The organism is Saccharothrix sp. AJ9571 (assembly GCF_021725495.1).
Classification (GTDB): Bacteria; Actinomycetota; Actinomycetes; order Mycobacteriales; family Pseudonocardiaceae; genus Amycolatopsis; species Amycolatopsis magusensis.
The window spans coordinates 1,214,927-1,234,870 of sequence record NZ_CP091382.1 but is presented as its reverse complement, the minus strand read 5'-3'; the positions used below and the strand labels follow the sequence as shown (position 1 = coordinate 1,234,870).

26 protein-coding genes are annotated in these 19,944 nt (G+C 69.4%); 12 read left to right on the top strand and 14 right to left on the bottom strand.

The window, feature by feature from the left end:
* Window positions 1–44: 44 nt before the first annotated feature.
* Window positions 45–1,466, top strand: a complete 1,422-nt coding sequence (locus tag L3Q67_RS04865; protein WP_499188398.1) for an MFS transporter — start codon at window positions 45–47, stop codon at window positions 1,464–1,466.
* Between the two features lie 111 nt (window positions 1,467–1,577).
* Entirely contained in the window at window positions 1,578–2,546 is a 969-nt protein-coding gene (locus L3Q67_RS04860; protein ID WP_499188397.1) for a glycoside hydrolase family 25 protein, read from the top strand.
* Window positions 2,547–2,555: 9 nt separating this feature from the next.
* Here the strand turns inward: L3Q67_RS04860 and L3Q67_RS04855 are convergent, their stop codons facing one another.
* Window positions 2,556–3,077 carry a DinB family protein gene (locus tag L3Q67_RS04855; RefSeq protein WP_499188396.1) on the bottom strand — a complete coding sequence of 174 codons (522 nt, stop codon included), beginning with the start codon at window positions 3,075–3,077 and terminating at the stop codon, window positions 2,556–2,558.
* Window positions 3,078–3,628: 551 nt separating this feature from the next.
* Here L3Q67_RS04855 and L3Q67_RS04850 point away from each other — a divergent pair.
* The 3 genes from L3Q67_RS04850 to L3Q67_RS04840 all read left to right on the top strand — a co-directional run bounded on the left by L3Q67_RS04850 (window position 3,629) and on the right by L3Q67_RS04840 (window position 5,213).
* Window positions 3,629–3,952 (top strand): hypothetical protein, encoded by a 324-nt coding sequence (locus L3Q67_RS04850; protein WP_499188395.1) that lies wholly within the window; start codon window positions 3,629–3,631, stop codon window positions 3,950–3,952.
* A 171-nt stretch (window positions 3,953–4,123) separates the two neighbouring features.
* Window positions 4,124–4,351, top strand: coding sequence for a DUF397 domain-containing protein (locus tag L3Q67_RS04845; protein WP_499188394.1), 228 nt, complete (start codon window positions 4,124–4,126; stop codon window positions 4,349–4,351).
* Between the two features lie 37 nt (window positions 4,352–4,388).
* Complete coding sequence (locus tag L3Q67_RS04840; RefSeq protein WP_499188393.1) at window positions 4,389–5,213, top strand: helix-turn-helix domain-containing protein; 825 nt, start codon at window positions 4,389–4,391, stop codon at window positions 5,211–5,213.
* Here the strand turns inward: L3Q67_RS04840 and L3Q67_RS04835 are convergent.
* Window positions 5,203–5,970 carry an alpha/beta fold hydrolase gene (locus L3Q67_RS04835; RefSeq protein ID WP_499188392.1) on the bottom strand — a complete coding sequence of 256 codons (768 nt, stop codon included), beginning with the start codon at window positions 5,968–5,970 and terminating at the stop codon, window positions 5,203–5,205. The two genes, L3Q67_RS04840 and L3Q67_RS04835, sit on opposite strands and share 11 nt — an antisense overlap.
* Before the next feature lie 104 nt (window positions 5,971–6,074).
* Here L3Q67_RS04835 and L3Q67_RS04830 point away from each other — a divergent pair, with 104 nt between their 5' ends.
* The gene (locus L3Q67_RS04830; protein WP_499188391.1) at window positions 6,075–6,566 is read left to right on the top strand and encodes a CGNR zinc finger domain-containing protein; all 492 of its coding nucleotides are present in this window, start codon (window positions 6,075–6,077) and stop codon (window positions 6,564–6,566) included.
* A 554-nt stretch (window positions 6,567–7,120) separates the two neighbouring features.
* Window positions 7,121–7,243: a hypothetical protein gene (locus tag L3Q67_RS04825; RefSeq protein ID WP_499188390.1), complete on the top strand. Its 123-nt coding sequence runs from the start codon at window positions 7,121–7,123 to the stop codon at window positions 7,241–7,243.
* Between the two features lie 278 nt (window positions 7,244–7,521).
* On the opposite strand, the gene L3Q67_RS04820 is transcribed toward L3Q67_RS04825, so the two are convergent.
* From L3Q67_RS04820 to L3Q67_RS04810, 3 genes are all read right to left on the bottom strand, one after another.
* The gene (locus L3Q67_RS04820; protein ID WP_499188389.1) at window positions 7,522–7,887 is read right to left on the bottom strand and encodes an STAS domain-containing protein; all 366 of its coding nucleotides are present in this window, start codon (window positions 7,885–7,887) and stop codon (window positions 7,522–7,524) included.
* 310 nt (window positions 7,888–8,197) lie between these two features.
* Window positions 8,198–8,689, bottom strand: coding sequence for an ATP-binding protein (locus L3Q67_RS04815; protein ID WP_499188388.1), 492 nt, complete (start codon window positions 8,687–8,689; stop codon window positions 8,198–8,200).
* A gap of 186 nt (window positions 8,690–8,875) precedes the next feature.
* Complete coding sequence (locus tag L3Q67_RS04810) at window positions 8,876–9,529, bottom strand: GntR family transcriptional regulator (RefSeq protein ID WP_499188387.1); 654 nt, start codon at window positions 9,527–9,529, stop codon at window positions 8,876–8,878.
* 22 nt (window positions 9,530–9,551) lie between these two features.
* Here L3Q67_RS04810 and L3Q67_RS04805 point away from each other — a divergent pair, with 22 nt between their 5' ends.
* On the top strand, window positions 9,552–9,983 hold the full coding sequence (locus L3Q67_RS04805; RefSeq protein WP_499188386.1) for a VOC family protein: 432 nt from the start codon (window positions 9,552–9,554) through the stop codon (window positions 9,981–9,983).
* 50 nt (window positions 9,984–10,033) lie between these two features.
* On the opposite strand, the gene L3Q67_RS04800 is transcribed toward L3Q67_RS04805, so the two are convergent.
* The 4 genes from L3Q67_RS04800 to L3Q67_RS04785 form a co-directional block, all read right to left on the bottom strand.
* Complete coding sequence (locus L3Q67_RS04800) at window positions 10,034–10,816, bottom strand: YdcF family protein (RefSeq protein ID WP_499188385.1); 783 nt, start codon at window positions 10,814–10,816, stop codon at window positions 10,034–10,036.
* Between the two features lie 41 nt (window positions 10,817–10,857).
* Complete coding sequence (locus tag L3Q67_RS04795) at window positions 10,858–11,727, bottom strand: LLM class oxidoreductase (protein ID WP_499188384.1); 870 nt, start codon at window positions 11,725–11,727, stop codon at window positions 10,858–10,860.
* 67 nt (window positions 11,728–11,794) lie between these two features.
* The gene (locus tag L3Q67_RS04790; protein WP_499188383.1) at window positions 11,795–12,127 is read right to left on the bottom strand and encodes an ArsR/SmtB family transcription factor; all 333 of its coding nucleotides are present in this window, start codon (window positions 12,125–12,127) and stop codon (window positions 11,795–11,797) included.
* 23 nt (window positions 12,128–12,150) lie between these two features.
* The gene (locus L3Q67_RS04785) at window positions 12,151–12,348 is read right to left on the bottom strand and encodes a hypothetical protein (RefSeq protein ID WP_499188382.1); all 198 of its coding nucleotides are present in this window, start codon (window positions 12,346–12,348) and stop codon (window positions 12,151–12,153) included.
* 114 nt (window positions 12,349–12,462) lie between these two features.
* On the opposite strand from L3Q67_RS04785, the gene L3Q67_RS04780 reads away from it, so the two are divergent.
* Window positions 12,463–12,735, top strand: a complete 273-nt coding sequence (locus L3Q67_RS04780; RefSeq protein WP_499188381.1) for a GlsB/YeaQ/YmgE family stress response membrane protein — start codon at window positions 12,463–12,465, stop codon at window positions 12,733–12,735.
* Here the strand turns inward: L3Q67_RS04780 and L3Q67_RS04775 are convergent.
* On the bottom strand, window positions 12,732–13,430 hold the full coding sequence (locus L3Q67_RS04775; protein WP_499188380.1) for a TetR/AcrR family transcriptional regulator C-terminal domain-containing protein: 699 nt from the start codon (window positions 13,428–13,430) through the stop codon (window positions 12,732–12,734). The genes L3Q67_RS04780 and L3Q67_RS04775 overlap by 4 nt on opposite strands.
* A gap of 39 nt (window positions 13,431–13,469) precedes the next feature.
* Here L3Q67_RS04775 and L3Q67_RS04770 point away from each other — a divergent pair, with 39 nt between their 5' ends.
* Window positions 13,470–14,864, top strand: a complete 1,395-nt coding sequence (locus L3Q67_RS04770) for an FAD-dependent monooxygenase (RefSeq protein ID WP_499188379.1) — start codon at window positions 13,470–13,472, stop codon at window positions 14,862–14,864.
* A gap of 42 nt (window positions 14,865–14,906) precedes the next feature.
* On the top strand, window positions 14,907–15,677 hold the full coding sequence (locus L3Q67_RS04765) for an isocitrate lyase/PEP mutase family protein (RefSeq protein WP_499188378.1): 771 nt from the start codon (window positions 14,907–14,909) through the stop codon (window positions 15,675–15,677).
* On the opposite strand, the gene L3Q67_RS04760 is transcribed toward L3Q67_RS04765, so the two are convergent.
* A complete protein-coding gene (locus tag L3Q67_RS04760; protein WP_499188377.1) occupies window positions 15,670–16,053 on the bottom strand; it encodes a nuclear transport factor 2 family protein in 384 nt (127 codons plus the stop codon). The two genes, L3Q67_RS04765 and L3Q67_RS04760, sit on opposite strands and share 8 nt — an antisense overlap.
* A 97-nt stretch (window positions 16,054–16,150) precedes the next feature.
* Here L3Q67_RS04760 and L3Q67_RS04755 point away from each other — a divergent pair, with 97 nt between their 5' ends.
* Window positions 16,151–16,798 carry a TetR/AcrR family transcriptional regulator gene (locus L3Q67_RS04755; protein ID WP_499188376.1) on the top strand — a complete coding sequence of 216 codons (648 nt, stop codon included), beginning with the start codon at window positions 16,151–16,153 and terminating at the stop codon, window positions 16,796–16,798.
* 117 nt (window positions 16,799–16,915) lie between these two features.
* Here the strand turns inward: L3Q67_RS04755 and L3Q67_RS04750 are convergent, their stop codons facing one another.
* From L3Q67_RS04750 to L3Q67_RS04740, 3 genes are all read right to left on the bottom strand, one after another.
* Complete coding sequence (locus L3Q67_RS04750) at window positions 16,916–17,593, bottom strand: SDR family oxidoreductase (protein WP_499188375.1); 678 nt, start codon at window positions 17,591–17,593, stop codon at window positions 16,916–16,918.
* A 52-nt stretch (window positions 17,594–17,645) separates the two neighbouring features.
* Window positions 17,646–18,203 carry a TetR/AcrR family transcriptional regulator gene (locus tag L3Q67_RS04745; protein WP_499188374.1) on the bottom strand — a complete coding sequence of 186 codons (558 nt, stop codon included), beginning with the start codon at window positions 18,201–18,203 and terminating at the stop codon, window positions 17,646–17,648.
* 93 nt (window positions 18,204–18,296) lie between these two features.
* On the bottom strand, window positions 18,297–19,877 hold the full coding sequence (locus tag L3Q67_RS04740; RefSeq protein WP_499191429.1) for an alpha/beta hydrolase: 1,581 nt from the start codon (window positions 19,875–19,877) through the stop codon (window positions 18,297–18,299).
* Window positions 19,878–19,944: the final 67 nt, after the last annotated feature.

Below are 19,944 nucleotides of genomic sequence, written 5' to 3'. Positions count from 1 at the left end.
GCCAGGGGAAACTCTGTGAATTCGCCTTGTCGAGGGGATGGATCATGTCCGGAAACGGCGGCTCGAGGTGGTTCGCGCTGAGCGTGCTCAGCGCGGCGACGCTGATGGTGGTGCTCGACGGCTCGGTGGTCACCATCGCGCTGCCGTGGATCCAGCGAGACCTCGGCTTCTCCCAGGCGGGGCTGGCGTGGGTGGTCAACGCCTACCTGATCGCCTTCGCCGGTTCGCTGATGCTGGCCGGACGGCTCGGCGACCTGGTGGGCCGCCGCCGCGTCTTCCTGCTCGGCATGGCGGTGTTCACCGTGACCTCGCTGCTGTGCGGGATCGCCGGGGACCGGACCGCGCTGGTCGTCTTCCGCTTCCTCCAGGGCGTGGGTGGCGCGATGGCGTCGGCGGTGGTGCTCGGCATGATCGTCACGTTGTTCCCGGAACCGCGTGAGCGGGCCAAGGCGATCGGGGTCTACAGCTTCGTGCAGGCGGGAGGGGCGTCGATCGGGCTGATCGCCGGTGGGGTGCTCACCCAGGGGCTCAGCTGGAACTGGGCGTTCTTCATCAACCTGCCGATCGGCGTGGCCGCGATCGCGCTCACCTGGCGGCTGGTCGCCGCCGACCGGGGGCTCGGCGTGCGTGAGGGCGCCGACCTGGCCGGTGCCGGACTGGTCACCGGTGGGCTGATGCTGCTGGTCTACACCATCGTGCAGGCCAAGGAACACAGCTGGAGCAGCGCGCGAAGCCTTGGCCTGCTGGCGTTTTCCCTCGCCCTGCTGGCCGGTTTCGTGGTGCGGCAGGCGAAAGCGGACAAACCGTTGCTGCCGCTGCGGTTGTTCCGCGCACGGGCGGTCAGCGGGGCGAACCTGGTGATGGTGCTGATGGTCGCCGGTTTGTTCGGCTTCCAGTTCATCACCGCGTTGTACCTGCAGCGGGTGATGGAGCTGGACGCGCTGTGGACCGGGCTGGCCTTCCTGCCAGCGCCGGTGACCATCGCGGTGTTCTCGCTCGGGTTCGCCGCCCGGCTGGCCGAGCGGTTCGGTGCCCGGCACGTGCTCGCCGGCGGACTGGTGCTGGTGGCGATTTCCCTGGCCTGGCTGGCCAGGGTGCCCGAGAACGGACAGTACACAGTGGACGTACTACCGGTGCTGGTGCTGATGGGGGCCGGCTTCGGGACGGCCATGCCGGCGTTGATGGGGCAGGCGATGTCCGGTGCCACCGAGGCTGATTCGGGGATCGCGTCCGGCCTGATCAACACCACGCAGCAGGTCGGCGCCGCGATGGGTACCGCCGTACTGGCGACAGCGGCGACCACGCACAGCGCCGGACTGCTCGACGCGGGAGTACCGGAGAAAACTGCGCTGACAGCAGGTTTTCAGTTGTCGTACGGATTGAGTGCCGGTTTCGTCGCGCTCGCGGCGGTGACCGCCGCCGTGTTCTTCCGCCGCTCGGCCGAACGGGTGCACGCGGCGCGGTGAAGCCGCGCGGAACCGGCGGCGGCACGCTAGGATCGTTGCCGCGGTACGGGATTTCCATGCCGCGGCAACGGTAATGAGCGGCTCGCCGGCGAAACGCATGGGAGCACGACGATGGTCCTGTTCGGCCTCGACATCAGCCATCACCAGGGTGGCAATCCCAACCTGCACCAAGCGCGCGCGGAAGGCGTGGAATTCGTCATCTGCAAGGCGACCGAAAGCTCCGGTTTCGTCGACCAGCGCTTTCACCAGAACGTTTCGCGCGCCCAGAACGCGGGCCTGCTGGTCGCGGCCTACCACTACCAGCGCGCCGGGGTTTCGGCCGCGGCGCAGGTGGACAACGTGCGCCGCGTGGTGCCGCCGGGCATGCCGGTGATCCCCGATGTGGAGGGCAACAGCGGCAGCGCCGGGCTGACCAGGGAGATCGTGAACCTGTTGCGGTCGGCCGGTTATCCCGTGCCGTTGACGTACCTCCCGCGCTGGTACTGGCAGCAGCTGGGCTCCCCGTCGCTGGCCGGCCTGCCGCCGCTGTGGTCCTCGCGCTACCCCGACAACGCGCAGGGCTCGATCGCCGACGAATACGCCGACGTGCCGGCGCACTACTGGGACGGTTACGGCGGACTGGGCGTGGCGCTGCTGCAGTTCTCCAGTTCCGGCCGGGTGGCCGGGTACGCGCCGCTGGACCTCAACGCCTTCCGCGGCACCAGGCAGGAGTTCGCCGCCCTGCTCGGCGGGGGAGCACCGCCGGGAGCAGACCCGACCATCGAGGAGGAGAGCCACATGGAGCTGGGTCCGGGAATCACCGTGAGCAAAACGCTGGTCTGCCCCGCGACCCCCGCGGACCTGGTGATCAGCCTCGGTTTCGTCTCGTTCACCGTGCACCACCTCAAGTTCTTCGGGCCCACCCCGGAGACCGGCCACGCCGAACTCGCCTCGTACGGCGAGCAGCGCGTGGATCCCGCGCGGCCGTACGTGAAGCCGGTGCCGCAGGGCGCGATGACCGTCGAGGTCCTCTACAGCCTGGACCCCGCGCCGGCCGGCACCCCGCAGCACACCGCGGTCGCGGCTTTCCGGGCGCGGTAGCCCCGGCTTTCAGGCCGCCGCGCGCAGCAGGCGGAGCTGGCCGAGTTCGGCGGTGTTCTTCATCAGCTCCGCGTTGACCCACGCGATCATGTGCGCGACGGTCTTCTCCGGGTCGTCCGGCCACGGGAACGCTGCCGGCGCGTCGAGGTCGGCGTCGGTGAGGCGGGCGAGCACGGCCGTCCACTCGTCGCGGAGCCCGCGCAGCCAGTCGATCGTCGGCTGACCCGGGCCGGGCCAGCCGATTTCCTCGCGCTCGCGCGGGGTGCGCCCGTTCACGTGGTCGAGGGTGACCGACCACCACCAGCCGAGGTGCCAGGTGACCCACCCGAGCGTCGGCACCGGGATCGGCGACGGTTCGCCGTCCGACCAGTCCGGCACCCAGGTCTGATCCGAGCCGGGGCGCATGGTCCAGTGGTGCTGGGCGGGCTCCCAGCCGAAGTCGGCGGGATCGAGTTCGTCGAGGTGGAGTTCGAGCAGGGACCAGGTCAGCTCGAACTGCCAGCTGAGCAGCTCGGTACGTGAGGCAGGCACCGGCGGATGGTGGCACGCCCCCCTTCTGTCCGGAAAGTCGTTTTCCGGCGAGGACCTGCGGATGCACTAGCTCATGCACGTGCATCTGCGTGTGCAATCTCGGCCGATCTGTGCCATGATGGGTGTCTGGCCTCGTCGGCCTCCGGGTATCTGCGCCGCCGGACTCCAAGCGGCGGCGCGTGCCGGAAAATGGTGCGCTTTTTGTTGAGCGCATATTCGATTTCGCATTGTTCGAATTGCTGCCCGCTGCTCCCCGTTAGTGGTCGAGAACCCGGGCACGCTGCGCACTTGGTGCGCACTCATCACTCGATCGAGTTATGATCGAATATTCCTGAATGATCTTCACCGAGGTTGTTGGCGAATTCCGCCCCGGTTGCTGCGCGCAATAAGGGATGTGTGTAAAAATGCGTCGGATCTTACGAGCGTAACTTACGGTGGTCGAATATTCGACGCCGCACCGAGGGCTCGGGGATCGGCAGGGCGTGGCTCCCGTCGGCTGGGAGCCACGCCGGAGTCACACACCAGTGGATCGATCTTTCGAGGAGCGCAACTTGACGATTGTAGATCCGGCGAGCCCGGCGCTGCCGGACGAGGACCCCGTGGTTCCCCCTGTCCGCGCGGTCAGGCGTGGCCCCTCCCGCCACCGGCGCCCCCCGCGTTCGTGGCCCGAACTGGCGGCGGAGGTGCTCGGCGGCTGGGCCACCACCCTGCGCGTCGCCCTGCTGGCCGCCGTGGTCTTCGGCGGTGTCGGCGTGGTGTTCTTCGGCGCTTCCGCGGGCGCGGGCATTTCCGGCTCGGTGCTCGCGGCGGCGATCGTGCTCGCGTGCCTGCGGCGACGGGAGCCACCGCCCGGCCCGGCCGAGGTCGACGAGTGAAAACCGTGCGGCGCCGGGCCTTCCGGCTCGGCGCCGCCTTCCGAACCCCGATGGAGTGAATGATGCCGGAATCCGCCACCACAGCCGAGGTACGGGCTTGCGCATCGAATATTCGATACACATTCTGGAATCGAGTGGATCTTCCGCACAGGCGAGCAGCGAGGGGGACTCATGCAGACCTACGACCCGTATTCGATCGGCGACCGGTTCGCGGCCGCGGACTGGCAGCGCCCGGCCACCTGCGGTCCGAACGGCGCCAACTGCGTCGAAGTGAACCTGGCCGATCGCGGATCGATCGGCCTGCGCGACGGGAAACTGCCGGACTCACCGGTGCTGGTGTTCGACGCCCGCGAGTGGGAGGACTTCGTCGCGTCGGTGCGCGCGGGGCAGTTCGGCTGATCGCCCGTGCGGCCCGGAATGGTTCGGGGAGGTTCTCGTGAGCCCGCCCGAATCGGTGCGCATGCGGCGTCGCAGCCTCGGCGCGCGGATCAAGACCGCCCGCCGGGCCGCGCGGGTGACCCAGGTCCAGGTGATGGACGTGCTCGGGTGCAGCCAGTCGACCGTCACCAAGATCGAGAACGGCAGCACGACGATCTCCGCGGCGAACCTCGACAGGCTGATCGATTTCCTCGGCGTGGACGGGGAAACCGCGGACTGGATGCGGCAGCACAACACCGGCCGTGCCCGGCCCGTCCGCCGGGCCGGGCCCTCGTGGTTCGGCGAGTTCCCGGAGTTGGAGCAGCGCGCGTCGGACATCCGGTCGTGGACCGGGGAACGCATTCCCGGGGTGCTGCAGTCGGAGCAGTACATGGTGGCGCAGTTCGAGGCCGCGGGCTGCCCGAACGTGGACGACCTGGTGCAAGCGCGCATGGATCGGCAGCGTGTGTTCGACCGGGAGGGCCGCCGTGAGTTCCTGCTCAGCGAGTCCGCGCTCGATCGGCTTCGCGGCTGGGCGGATCCGGCGATGGTGCTGGACGAGGTGCAGCACCTGCTCAAGTGCGGGGACATGCCGGAGGTGTGCGTCCGGATCCTGCGGTACAGCGCGACGCTGTACCCGGAACTGGACTTCACCATGCTGCGGCTGCCGGACGAGGGCGAGCTGGTCTACGTCGAGTACCCGAGCGGGAAGTCGTTGCTGAACCAGGAGAAACACCTGAAGCAGTACCGGAAGGCGTGGGCGCAGCTGGACGAACTCGCTCTGTCCCAAGAGGACTCGGCGCGGTTCCTGATCGCGGTGCGGGAACAGCTGGTCAGTCGCTGAGCCAGTCGCGCAGGAGTGCGGCGAGTTCTTCGGGCGCGTCCTCCGGCAGGAAGTGCCCGGCGCCCGGCACGGCGGTGAATCCCGCGCCAGGAATGGCTTCGGCGAGCTTGCGGCCGGTGTCGGCGGAGAGCCACTGGTCTTCGGCACCCCACAACACGCGCACCGGCACGCGGATTCCGGCCAGCTTGGCGACCACCGGCTCGGTGTCATCCTCGCTGAAGCCGTGGACCTGGTCGAGGTAGCGGTCGCGCCCCGCTTCGCCGGCGAAGTGGTCGAGGTAGACGTCCTCGGTCGGCTTCACCGAGGCGGTCCGCAGGTGAGCGGCGACGATCTCGCCGAACACGTGGACGGGCATGGTGCGGTAGGCCTGCTCGTACCGCTGCATGTGCTGGGCGACCGGGGTGACCCACGGCGCGAGCACGGCGGCGTCGAGCAGGGCGATGCGGGCGGCGGGGGTGCCGTGCAGCAGGTGGGCGCGCAGGACGGTGGCGCCGCCGATGTCGTGGCCGATGAGGGTGGGGCGATCGAGGTTCCAGTGGTCGACCAGCTCGGCGAGCGTGGCGGCGTGCTGGGCGACGGTGGGGTTCTCACCCTCGGAGTCGCCGTAGGTGGGGAGGTCCCAGAGGTGGACGGTGTGCGTCTCGGCCAGGGTGGGGGCGAGGTGGCGCCAGAGGTGGGACGAGGTCGGGGTGCCGTGGGTGAGCACGATCGGGGGTCCGCTGCCGAGCACGCGGGTGGCGATCCGGCCGGCTTGCATGGCTGCCTCCTGTGTCAGGGGTAAAGTCCGCTTATACGCCTTACGTTAGGGAGGGTTGGTAAGGGGTGCAAGTCGAGTTAGACGATTACGCGCGGGGTGCCGCGTTGGCGACCGCCCTGGTGAACACCTCCGGCGAGGTCCTGCTGCGCAGCGGCGATGCCCTGGACGGGGTGCCTGCCTTGGCCGCCTTCCTGGGCTCGCACGACCTTCCTCTGGACGTGGATGCCTCGGATCTGGCCGACGTGGTGGCGCTGCGTACGCGCCTGCGGTCGGTGATCGATGCCGTGATCGCGGGGGAGGTGGTCCTCGATGCCCTGGAGTCGCTCGTCTCCTGCGGCTCGCTCACTCTGTCCGAGGGGAAGTGGGCCCTTCGTGCTCCGGACGCTTCAGCCGGGGAGTCGCTCGCCCTGCTCACCGGGGTGGGCCTGCTCGGCGTCCTGCGCTCGCTGAGCCCGGAGCGCTTCCGCGCATGCGCCGCGGACACCTGCCGGGGCGTCTTCGTCGACAGCAGCCGCGCGGGCCGGCGTCGATACTGCATGCCGGACATCTGCGGAAACCGAACCAACGTAGCCCGCCACCGCTCCCGCCACCGCTAACCCCACCCACGCACCCGATCCCCACTCACGCCCGAATCCCACGTTCACGCACCTGAACCCCACGCTCACGCAGCCGAACCCCACACTCATGCAGCCAAATCCCACGCTTAGGCAGCCGAGTTCCACACTCACGTACCCGAACTCCGCGTTCACGGCCGAGCCCCACGTTCAGGTAGTCGAACTCCACATTCAGGTAGCCGAACCCCACGTTCACGCACCCGGCCCCACGCTCGGGCACCCGAACCTCACGTTCGGGCAGCCGAGTTCCACACTCACGTAGCCGAACCCCGCACTCATGCAGCCGAGTTCCACACTCGGGACTCGCGGTCGCGAGGTCGACGCTCAGGTAGCCGATGTCCTTGTTCGCGTGGCCGAGTTCCCGCGCTCAGCTGCGCGAGTTCTGCTCTCGGCCAGCCCAACCGCGCGTCCGCGAGTTCTGCATTCCTGCATCCGAGTCCCACGTTCCGGCAATCGAGTTCCACGTTCAGGCAGCTCAGTCCCACATTCGCGGGCGCGCCAGCCGTCCGCCGAACGTGAGTTCCGGCTGACTGAATGTGGGGTTCACCTACGCGAGCGCGGGTTTCGGCTACGCGAATGTGGCACTCGGCTACCTGAACGTGGGACTCGGCTACCTGAACGTGGGGCTCGGCTGCATGAGCGTGGACTTCGGTGCCTGAGTGTGGAGTTCAACTGCGCGAGTGCGGGTTTCGGCTACGGGAGCGCGGGACTCGGTTGTCCGGGTGCAAGCTCGGCTGTTTGAGGGTGAACTCGGGAGGCCAAACGTGGGAGTCGGCTGCGCAGATGTGGGGTTCGGCTGCATGAGTGTGGAACTCAGGTGTCTGAACGTGGGACTCGGGTGCCTGAACGTGGGGTTCGGCTGCGTGGGTGTGGGACTCGGGTGCCTGAACGTGGGGTTCGGATGTCTGAGTGTGGGGTTCGGGTGTTGAGGGTGGGGTTAGGGGGTGTGGTGGGCTAGGGCGGCGGAGGTGGTGGTGTAGAGGGGGAAGACGCCGTCGAGGGCGGCGGCTTTCAGGGCTCGCAGGGCCGGGCGTGACGGGTTGCAGACGCCGAAGGTGGCGCCGTGCGTGCGAGCTTCGTGGTCCGCGTTCAGCAGGCACCGCAGGCCCGAGCTGCCGAAGAACGTGATGTTCCCCAGGTCGACCAGCAGAGCGCACGGCGACGGGGGTTTCCAGGCCAGGGCCAGCGCGCTGTCCAGCTGTGGCCCGGTGGTCACATCGACCTCACCGCACACCGAGATCAGGCGGACGGTGTCACCGAGCAGGCGACTGGCGACGGTCAACAGCGGTGGCGTGGCGTCCATGCTGGCTCTTTCCGTGGTGACGGGGCGGAGGCAGCACCCAACCGAGGCGAGACCTCCCGGGGTCGGCACGTGGTTTGAACCGTGGACCCACCGTAGAAGCCGTGAAGCGATTAGGCAAAGGTGCCGATCACCGACTGCTCATATCATGATCACCGAACGTATCGAACGGCAGAGTCGTCGAGCCACGGCCGGGGTGGCCGAGTCGAAACCGCATACCCCGCGTTAGCGGGTGCAACGCAAACCGGATGCCGGGCCACGGGAAAGCGGACACGGGTAACCCACCCCGGTGGGCCCGGGCAAAGCGCCCGGATCAGGCCGGATAGGCGTCGCGCCAGATCATTCGGACCGTGGTGCCGCGCTCGTTCGATCGCATCAGCACCTCGTTCGACAGTTCGTGCATCATGCCGAGCCCCCGACCGCGGAACGAGCCGGAAGTGGGCGGCGCCGTGCGCCACCGGCCCTGGTCGGCGATGGTGATCGTGCAGGTGCCCGCGTGGGCGTGCGCGTGCAGGTCGAGCGGACCGGGATCGCCGGCGTAGGCGTGGTCGACGACGTTGGCCATCGCTTCGTACGCGGCGAGCACCACGTCTTCGAGGAGGTCACCGGTCAAGCCGAGGCCGCGCAGCCAGCGGTTCAGCAATCCGCGCAGCTGGGAGGCGTTCATCGGGGTGGCGTCTTCGCGGTGGCGGAATGCCTGAACCGACGGGCCCGTGGTGGGGAGCAGGGGCGGCAGCAGATCGACTTCGGTGGAGAGGAGTCCCAGGTTCGCCAGGTGACCGGCGACGTCCGTTGATCTTCGCATTGGTGGGGACCCCCTGTTCTTCGCACCGCGCGATTACCCCGGACGGGGGCACCCGAAACCTGGCTCAGCCCGTCTCGTCGGTGGCTAGGGGGACACCGAGGCGACACCGAGGCCACCTCGGGCAGACGTTGCGGCAGCTCAAGTGGTCCAACTCGATATTGAAGACGCTTTCGCCGCAGGTGCTGGTCAGCGGTTGAGGATGTCGAACGCGTGGTGGCGGTGTTCGGCGAAGGCGGCCAGCGCGGCTTCGGTGTCCTTGGCGCGCAACGATTCGACCAGTGCCCGGTGCTCGGCCGGGATGTGGTTGAGGTAGTCCTGGGTGCTGCGGTTGATCCGGGTGAGCAGGAACAGGTGGACCTGGTTGCGGATGGCCGCCCAGGCCTCGCCGAGGCGCCGGTGGTGGGCCGCCGCGTAGACGGCGTCGTGGAAGGCCAGGTCACCGCGGACCATCTCGTGCGCGTCGGCCGCGCGTTCCATGCGCACCACCGCTTGGTCGATCTGATCGAGGTCCGCGTCGGTGGCGCGTTCGACGACGAGCCGGACGGCGAGGGTTTCCAGCGCGCCGCGCAGGCTGTCGAGTTCGGCGACGTCTTCGGGTGTGAGGTCGGTGACCGTCGCCCCGCGATGCCATTCGCTGCGGACCAGCCCTTCGCGTTCGAGCCGGAGCAGGGCCTCGCGCACGGGCCCGCGGCTGACGTCCAGCGCGCCGGACAGCTCGACCTCACGCAGCTGCGTGCCCGGGGCATAGCTGCCGTTGAAGATCGCCTCGCGGATGCGGTCGGCGACCTCGTCGGCGAGACCGCGCCGGCGAGCTGGGGCCACGGTGGGCGGGAGCGTCATGTCTGAATGTTAACATTGAGACATGACGATTCTCGATTCCCCCATCCCGCGGTTCCACCTGGCGATGCCGGTCGACGACCTGGCCGCCGCGCGCGAGTTCTACGGCGAGGTGCTCGGCCTGGAGCAGGGCCGCAGCTCGGACACCTGGGTCGACTGGAACCTGCACGGCCACCAGTTCGTCACGCACCTCGCGGGCGAGGGCACCCGGCGCATCCACAACCCCGTCGACGGGCACGACGTGCCGGTGCCGCACTTCGGCCTGGTGCTGACCGTCGAAGAGTTCGGCAAGCTGGCCGACCGCTTGCGCGCGGCGGGCACCGAGTTCGTGATCGAGCCCTATGTCCGGTTCAAGGGCGAGCCGGGCGAGCAGTGGACCATGTTCCTGCTGGACCCCGCGGGCAACGCGCTCGAGTTCAAGGCGTTCGCCGACGACAGCCAGGTGTTCGCCGTCTGAGGTCTGTCCACATGTTGTGGATATCCCTGTGGACAACCACTACATGAAGGTCAGTCCTCCACGCGGTGTTCGGAGTCCCGTAAGACTTCCTTCGCCTGCGCTTCAGCGTCCTCGCTGCCCGCGGCCTGTTCCTCGGGCAGCAGGACCGACCGGGTGGTCGCTCGTTCCTCGATGGCGTTGCGCTCGTCGAACGCCTCGTCCTGCTGTTCGGGACCGGTCATGCCCTCGAGGTACCCGGGATCGCGATTCCCAATCCGGGCCAGGTGCCGCTTGCCGCGCGCGAGCTGACGCAGGCCGTACGCGGCGAGCAGTGGTTTGAGCAGGAACGCCTCGCCGGGGCGGTAGTCGGCGCCGCGCACCAGCCGCGCGGCCAGGTCAGGGCGCTGGTGGTGCAGGTAGAGCCGGGCTTTCCGGGCGTGCAGCGGGTGCGACACGATCTTGACCTGGTCCACGCCGTCGATCAGCCGGGCCAGGTGGTGGATGTTCTGCCACGTGCTGTGCGACTGGTCTTCGAGCCGGACGTCGCCGGAGTAGCCGCACTCGGCGACCGCGTACCGGGCCATCAACTCGGCCTCGGAAACCGGCCCGGCGCCTGCTCCCGAGCAGATCAACACGGAGTCGAGCGCGGGATCGATCGACCGCAGCGCCGCGCGCACCCGCCACCGGTTCAGCGCGTTGGCCCGATCACCGCGCCGATTGCGGTAGCCGAGCACGACCACCGCCTCGGAGCGCGCGGATCCTGGCGGGTGCACCAGCGCGCGGGACGCACGCCAGTGCACGACCTCGCCCCACCCGAACAACGCGGCGAAGCCCAGCAACACCATTCGCTTCATCGGCCCGATAGTGGCAGAGCCGGCCGGGCGGGTTGGGTGTTTCAGCGGGGCAGGAGGGCGTCGGCGAGGAGGCGCCAGTGGGGCATGGCGGATTCGCCAGGCCGGGTGCCGATGACCTGGATGCCGACGTGGTCCGCGCCGGCGTCGAGGTGGTGGTGCAGTTTCGCGCTGATCGTGTCCAGGTCGCCCCAGAAGACGAGGTCGTCGACGAGGCGGTCGCTGCCGCGGCCGTGGTCCAGGTCGGCGTCGGTGTAGCCCAGGCGCAGGAACTTGGCGACGTTGTACTTCTGCGTCAGGTAGGGGTGCAGGTGCTCGCGCGCGATTTCCCGCGCCTTGCCCGGGTCGGTTTCGAAGAGCACCGCGTGTTCGACGCCGAGGAAGGCGTCGCCGAGCACCTCCCGCGCTTCGGCCGTGTGCTCCACCGTGACGTGGTAGGTGTGCGCGCCCGCGGCCCGGTCCCTGGCGAGTTCGAGCATCTTCGGCCCGTAGGCCGCCAGGATCCGCCGGATCGGCACCTGCGGCTCGGGGTTGACGGTCGCCGCCGCGTCGAGGTCGTCCAGGTAGGCGTGCATCGCCTGCAGTGGCTTGGTTCCCGGCCGCGCGTCACCGAAGCCGAGGCCCAGCACGTGCCGCCCGGGGTAGGCATCGGCCAGCAGTTTCGCGCCGCTGAGCGTCCACCGCGGTTCGCGCGACCGGATCTGCGCGATGCCGTTGACCACGGTGATGCGTTCGGTGCAGGACAACAGGAATCCGGCGTGCGTGAGCGCTTCGCGCCCGAAGAGTTCCGGCACCCAGAAGGCGGGCCAGCCGAGTTCTTCGAGTTCCTGGACGGACTCCCGCATCCGGCTCGCCGCCAGGTGCTCGAAGTCGAAGGTCCACACGCCGAAGCGCCCCGGTGCCAGCTCACTCATGGATCGTAGTATCGCAGAAAGTCGATATGATGTGTCAAGGGTGATCGCCCAGGCTCCAAGGCCAGGACTAGAGCGAGCGGCCTAGTGAGTCGACGAGTTGGGCGATGCGTTCCTCGTCACGCCGGTAGTGCGTCCACTTGCCGACGCGGGTCGCCCGCACGAGGCCGGCGCGGTGCAGTGAAGCCATGTACGCGGAGATCGTCGACTGCGCGAGTCCGGCCTTGGCCTGGATGTGGCTCACGCACACGCCGACCTCGTGCGGATCGGCGATGCCCTGCTCGACCGGGAAGTGCCGCTCCGGCTCCCGCAGCCACTGCAGCACCTGCAGGCGCACCGGGTTGGCGAGCGCCTTGAACACGTCGAGGAGTTGCTCAGCGGGGAAATCGGGGTGCGCGGTCATGACCGGCTCGAGTATAGAACCGGTCAGCCGCCGAAGAAGCCGGCTTCGCCGTGGGCCTTGTGGTGCGGCCACCCGCGCGGGAACACCGGCGGCGAGGAACACGCGGCTTCCGTTGAGCGCCAATGCTCCCGCCAGCCGTGCAGCACGCGCCAGGCGCCGCAGCGGCAGGCCTGGTGCCGGACCCGGCGGTGGCGGGTCACCGTTTCCCACGTGTGCTCCACCAGTCCAACTTCGGTCAGGGGTGTGGTGCGTGTCAACCCTTACCGGCGGCACCGCATCCCCCGAACGGGTAGCGTGATCATTGTCAGCACCCGTCCGAGCGTGAGGTGAATGCCGTGTTGTGGACCATTCTCGGCTGGTTGGTGTTCGGTCTGATCGCCGGTTTCATCGCGCGCGCAGTGGTGCCGGGCAAGGACGACATCGGCTGCTTGCCGACGATCCTGCTCGGTGTCGTCGGTTCGGTGGTCGGCGGTTTCCTGTACGGCTTGTTCACCGGCGGCTTCCGCGGCTTCGAGCCGGCGGGCTGGATCGGGTCCATCGTCGGCGCGATCATCGTGCTCGTCATCTTCAACAAGGTGACCGGCCGCAAGCGCCGCTCCCGCCGCTAGACCTCCGTCGCGAGCCCGTCCAGCAGCCAGTCGAGGATCTTCTCGAAGGTCTGCGGTGGCGTGGCTTCGCGCTCGGGATCGTTGGCCCACTCGAGGAAGTGCGGGAACCGGCCCTCGGCGGCGACCCGGTCGAGGTACGGCTGCGCCGCCTCGGCCAGGTCCTCGTCGGTGGCGCCGCCGATGCCCGCCCGCATCGTGCGTTCCTCCAGTAGCGCCAGCCCGGAACCCAGCACGTGCCCGAGCACGGTGCTGATGAACCCCATCCTGGTGGCCGCGGGCAGGTCGAGCGCGTCCAGTTCGGCCAGCGCGGCGTCGTAGAGCGCCATCGCGTTCGGGCCCAGTGGCGGGCGGCTGAACGCGAGCCGCGCGAACCACGGGTGCGCCTGCACCACTTCCCAGCCGGACAGGCCGAGCGCGCGCAACGCGGGCCGCCAGCCTTCGCCGCCGGTCACGGTGATCAGGCCATACGCGTAATCGGCCATCAGGTCGGCCAGCCCGTCCTTGCTGCCGACGTAGCGGTAGAGCGCCATCGGGCTCCGCACGCCCAGCTTCTGCGCGAGCGTGCGCATGGTGATCTCGCCGTTCGCCTGCGCGTCCGCGAGGTCGACGGCGGCGGCCACGATGCGCTCGCGGCTGAGCGGTTCCGTGGTGCGCGGGGGCGCGGGTTCGTCGAACCACACCAGTTTCTCGTTCATGGTGGACGTCAGGCTAGCAGTCGGTGTACAACGTACATCATGAGTGGACAACGTACACCTGTACTGATCGTCGGTGGGGGCCTCGTCGGGCTGACCGCCGCGCTGGTGTTGAGGCACCACGACGTCGAAGTGACCCTGCTCGAACGCCGGTCGACCACCTCACCGCAGCCGAAGGCACGCCGCTTCCACTTCCGCAGCATGGAAATCTTCCGCGAACTGGGGCTCGCCGGACTGGTGCACGAAGCCGCCAAGGACCTCGCCGGGCACGACCACATGGCCACCGGGCGCACGCTCGCCGAGTCCGAGCAGTTGCCGCTGTGGCAGCCCTCCGGCGGAGGCCCGGAGGTGGAGGTGAGCCCGGAGCCGCCCTGCCTGATCGCCCAGGACGTGCTCGAACCGGTGCTGCGCGACGCCGCCGTCGAAGCCGGGGCGCGGGTGCGGTTCGACACCGAGATGCTCGGGTTCGACGAGGACGCCGACGGGGTGACCGCCAAACTCCACGGCGAAGAAATCCGGGCGCGGTACCTGATCGCGGCCGATGGGGCACGCAGCGGAAGCCGTGAAGCACTGGGCATCACGCGCTCGGGCCGGGGTGCGGTCGGCGAACCCAGCGTGAACGTCTACTTCCACGCGGACCTCGCCGAAGTGGTGCGCGGGCGCGAGTTCAACCTGTGCCGGCTCACCCACCCCGACGCCGGTGGCGCGCTCGCGTCGGTCGACGGGCGGCGCCGCTGGGTGTTCATGGCGGCCGGTGGGGACACCGACCGGGACTGGCCCGCTGTCCTGCGGACCGCGCTCGGCGTGCCGGTGCCGGACCTCGAAATCCTGAGCGTGCTGGGCTGGCAGGCGGAAATGCTGGTGGCCGACCGGTATTCGGCCGGGCGCGTGCACCTGGTGGGCGATGCCGCGCACGTCATGCCGCCGTTCGCGGCAAGCGGCGCCAACACCGGGATCGCCGACGTGCACAACCTCGGCTGGAAACTCGCCGCCGTGCTGCGCGGGGAGGCGGCACCGGAACTGCTCGACAGCTACGACGCCGAGCGGCGGCCTGCGGGCTGGTTCGTCGCCGACGAGTCCACCCGGCGGGCCGACACCTTCCTCACCGGCAAGGAGGATCCGATGCTGGCGCACCCGTACGTGCTGGCGGCGGGCGGGTTCCAGTACCCGGCGGGCGCGCTGGTGCCCGACGGCTCCACGGAACCGACCATCGACTTCGCACCGGCCGGGCGCGTCGGCACGCGCATCCCGCACCGCTGGCTCGATGACGCGCGCACCCGCTCGACCCTCGACCTCGCCGGTCCGGAGTGGACGGTCACCGAATTCGACGGTGACCAGCTCCTGCTGCGCCCGGACCACGTGGTCGCCTGGCGCGGTTCTTCGGCGCCGGAGGCCGAGGCGGTGCGTGCCCGGCTGCTCGCGGGGGTGTTGTCGTAAAACCGCCGGACGGCGGGGAGCCGTTCTGCTGGACTTCCGGGCATGACTACCGGCAAGGCCGCACTCTTCCGCTCACTGCACACCGGCGACCCGTTGCTGCTGGCCAATTCCTGGGACGTGGCCAGCGCGCGGATCGCCGAAGCCGCCGGGGCGCGGGCGATCGCCACGACCAGCGCGGGCGTGGCGTGGAGCCTCGGCGCGCCCGACGGTGACCGGCTCGACCGCGACAGCGCGCTGGCGTTGATCGCCCGGATCGCCGCCGCGGTCGAGGTCCCGGTCACCGCCGACCTGGAAAGCGGGTTCGCGAGCACCCCGGACGGCGTGACCGAGACCGTGGCGCTCGCGCTCGAAGCCGGTGCCGTCGGCATCAACCTCGAGGACGGCACCCGGCCGGTCGACGACCAGTGCGCGCGGATCGCCGCCGCTCGCAAGGCGGGCGACGAGTTCTTCCTCAACGCCCGGATCGACACCTTCCTCACCGGCGGCGATCTCGAGTCCACTTTGGAGCGTGCGACCGCGTACCTGGCCGCTGGTGCCGACGGCGTCTTCGTGCCGGGCGTCGTGGCTCCGGAAACGGTGTCCGCGCTGGTCAAGGGCGTGGCCGCGCCGGTGAACGTGATGGTGGGCCCCGGTGCGCCGCCGGTCGCGGAGCTGGCCGCGCTGGGCGTCGCCCGGATCAGCCTCGGCGCGGCGATCAGCCAGGCCGCCTACGCGGTGGTCCACCGGAGCACCCGAGAACTGCTCACCGGCGGCACGTACGCCGCGCTCGCCGAGTCCTTCGACTACGGCGAACTGAACCGGCTGCTCAGCTGAGGACCGGGGTGGTCTGCGCGAGGGCGATCTTCCAGTCGTCGCCTTCGCGCGCCACCACGTAGGTCAGGCTGCCCCGGGCCGGCAGGCCGCCGGGCTCCTCACGCTCGTCGAAGACCTGCTTGACGCAGCTCACGAGCGCGACATCCGGTGTCGTGAACCGGATGTCGACGATTTCGGTCTTGGTCAGGACCTTCGCCAGCGGGGTGGCGAGCGCGTGCGCCATCGCCTCCCGGATCGCCTCGCGACCGAGCACACGGCGACCGGCGATGTTGACGATGAGCGCGTCGGCGGTGTGCAGGCCGACGAACTCCTCGAGGTTGTTCTGGTGCTTTTCGGCGTTCGCGATGGTCTGGCGGATCGCCTCGGTGTCCGGCATGGCAGCTCCCTGCGGCTCTAACGGAGCGAATCACTCCGGTTGGCTTCCACGGTACGCGCGGAGCGGATCGCTCCGCAAGGGCGATAAACTCGGGGAGATGACGAAGCACGGGCGGAAGGCCGAAGCCGAGCGCAACGACGAAGCGCTGCTGCGGGCGGCGCGCGAGGTGCTCGCGGTCGAGGGCGCGCACGCGTCGGTGGCGGCGATCGCCGCGCGCGCCGGGGTCGGTATCGGCAGCCTGTACCGCCGCTACCGCACCAAGGAGGAACTGTTCCAGCGCCTGTGCGTGATCGCGCTGGACGACTACCTGCGCGCCGCCGAGGAAGGGCTCGCGGACGAGGACCCGTGGGAAGGGCTCGCGCACTACATCCGGACCGCGATCGAGATCGGCCCCGGCTCACTGGCGCCGCTGGCCGGGATGATCGAGATCACCGAGGAGATGGCCGACAAGAACGCGCGCTCGGACGGCGCGGTGGCGGCACTCGTCGAGCGTGCGCACCGGGCGGGCGTGCTGCGGCCCGACGTGACCATGGTCGACCTGGCGTTGCTGGTCGAGCAGCTCGCCAAGTCGCCGCTGCTCGACCAGCTCGGCAGCCAGGGTCGGACCGACCTGATCGAGGCGGCGCGTGACGCGCGGGCCCGCATCAACGCCATCGCGCTGGACGGCCTCCGCGCGACGGCGGCCCACCCGCTTCCAGGGGAACCTCCGAGCTACGACCTGTTCTCGGAACGGTGGGAGCGCTAGCCGCCGCGACCCCGCCGCTCAACGCCTTCGGCAATGCTATGAGTGGGGCATTACTTGCAATGAACGCTAGTAATGCCCCACTCATAGCATTGGGGGAGGGGCGTGGGCGGCAAGGAGTTAGGCGCTCAGGGTGGCTTTGGCTTGGCGGCTCAGGTCGTCGGCGATGATCTCCGGTTCGCCCGCGGCGAGTGCGTCGAGCGCGAGTGCGGCGACCTCGCCGGGGTCGGACTTCTGGTCGGCGGGGACGTTCGCCGCCATGTCGGTGTCGAGGTAGCCGACGTGCAGTCCGGCCACGTGGATGCCCTTCGGCCCGAGCTGCTGGCGCACCAGGTTCGTCATCGCCCACGACGCGGTTTTCGCGGCGCTGTAGGCACCGAGGTCCGGCAGGTGCGCCCAGGACAACACCGACAGCACGTTCAGCACCGCGCCGCCGCCGTTGGCTTCGAGCACCGGCGCGAAGGCCCGTGTCACCTCGAGCGTGCCGAAGTAGTGCGTGTCCATTTCCCGCCGGATGTCGGCGAAGTCGCCGCCGATCAGCGGGGTCATCGTGGAGATCCCGGCGTTGTTGATCAGCAGTGTGGCGTCGGAGGCGACCCGTGCGGCCTCCTCGATCGACCCGCTGTCGCCGAGGTCCAGTCGCAGTGGGATCGCGCCGGGCAGGTCGACCGCTTCCGGCCGCCGCGCGGTGGCGTAGACCTTGGCGCCCCGCGCGAGCAACTGCTCGGCGAACCGCCTGCCGAGGCCACGGTTGCTGCCGGTCACCACCGCGACCGCGGTCGCCAGTTCGAGGTTCATCGGAGCTCCTTCTGTTGAGAACGAACGGTGCAGAATCGAACCAAAAAAAATTTCAGTCGAGCAGGGCGTAGAGGCTTTCGGCCATCCGGCGCAGCTGCGCGGGCGACTGCCCCGCGCGAGCCTGGACCCGCAGCCCGAGCCAGGCGTTGAACAGCAGGGTGCCCAGCGTCTCCGCGTCCCGCCGGGCCCGGTCACGGGCGACCAGGTCGACCAGCAACTGCCTGGTCCGCTCGAAGTGCCGTTCGACCTGCTCGGCCGCTTCGTCGTCACGCGGGGCCAGTTCGGTCGCGCAGTTCACCAGCATGCAGCCGCGGCCGTGCTCGGTGCCTGCTTCGATCGACCCTTCGATCAGCGCGCGCAACGCCGCCTTGCCGTCCGCGTGCGCGTCCACCGCGGCGCGGAAGGTGTTCTCGGCGCGGCTGGTGTAGTGGTCCAGCGCCTTGAGGAACAACGTGTGCTTGTCGCCGAAGGTGTCGTACATGCTGCGCTTGTGCACGCCCATGTGCTGCACCAGGTCCTGCATCGAGGTCTTTTCGTAGCCCTGCTCCCAGAACAGCACCATGGCCTGGGCCAGTACCGCCTCCGGGTCGAACTCCTTGTGCCGTGCCACGTCCACCACCGTACGCTGTTGAGAACGAACGGTGCAATATCGGCATCGAAAAGCGGGGCGGGTCACCGTCGACCCGCCCCGCTTTCGGTCGGCCTAGCTGAACGGCTGGACGTTCGGCTGGAACACCTGGCCGTCGGCGGGCACCTTGAGGTCGATCAGGTAGTCCGTCGCGATCTTGTCCACCCCGGCCGCGTCACCGAGGATGCAGTGGCCGAAGGCGTCGACCGAGAGCAGCCGCGCGTTGCCCAGCTGCTCGGCCATGCGCTGGGAGAACTTGTACTGCGTGGCCGGGTCGTAGTAGTTGCCGACCACCAGGACCGGGGTGTCGGTCTTGGCGCGCCACGGGCCGCGGTAGGCGTCCGGGTTCTTGGCGGGCCACACCGGGCAGGCCGCGATGTCGGCGAAGACCTGGTAGCGGCCGAAGGTCGGCGACTTCCGCTCGGTCTGTGCGGCGATCTCGGGCACCTTGCTCTGCTTGATCTTGATCGGTTTGTCCGAGCAGTTCACCGCGAAGTACGAGTCGTCCGAGGTGTACGGGCTCTCCGGGTCGATGTCGGCGAGACCGTTCTTGCCCGGGGTGAGCACCTTCATCGTGGGGGCCGCGGTCACCGAGACCGCGTCCGTGCTCGGCTGGATCGCCTCGTACAGCGCCTGCAGGTCCTCGGCCAGGCCGGGGAACCGCGTGGGCGCGTAGAGCGCGCTGCCCACACCGCCGGTGAAGAAGCTGAGGTCGGTCGAGCCGATCGGCTGCTTGCGCAGGTGATCGCCCACTTCGTCGAACTTGGCGCGTGGGTTGCCGGAGCTGAACGCGCAGTTCGGCCCCACCTGCTGGCACTTCTTCAGGAACGCGTCCAGGGCGATCTCGAAGCCGTCGGCGCGCTGCTGGTCGTACGCCACGCCGTCGCTGGTGCGCAGCTTCGGGTCGACGTTGCCGTCGAGCACGAGCGCGCGGGTCTGCTTCGGGAACATGCCGGCGTAGGTCGAGCCGATCAGCGTGCCGTAGGAGAAGCCGACGAAGCTCAGCTTCTGGTCGCCGACCGCCGCGCGCAGCTTGTCGAGGTCGCGCACCACGTCCTTGGTGGACATGTGGTTGAGCAGCGAACCGGCGTTGTTCTTGCAGAACTGGCCGTAGTCGCGGTAGGCGGCCAGGGTGCCGGAGATCTCCTCGCGGCTCTGCGGCACGCCGATCATCGCGCCGTTGACCTCGTCGGCGTCCTCGGCGGTGGTGAAGCACCGCAGCGGGTTGCTGGCGCCGACCCCGCGCGGGTCGAAGCCGATGAGGTCGAACCGGTCGAGCACCGGCTGCTGGAAGTAGAACTGGCCGCTGATCGGCATCCGCAGCCCGGAACCGCCGGGCCCGCCGGGGTTGAGGAACAGCGAGCCCACGCGCTGACCGGTCACCTTCGCCGCGCGCTTGAGCAGCGCGATGTCGATGGTGCCCAGCGAGGCGTTGTCGTGGTCGATCGGCACCCGGTACCGGGCGCAGCTGTACAGGCCGACCTGGTCGGCGGGCACGCCCGCCAGCGTCTCCTTCGTGCACGCACCCCAGTCGACCGGAGCGGTGGCGCCCACCTGCGCGGGCTTCGGGCCGGCTTCTTCCGCGGCGACCGCGGTCCCGGACAGCCCGCTCAGCGCGCCGGCGAAGAGCGCGCCGGCGAGTGCCACCGCACCCACCCGGCTCCCTGCGATTCTCGGCAAGGTCACTCCCTCGTGGAATTGTCACCACGCGTATCGGCGTGGT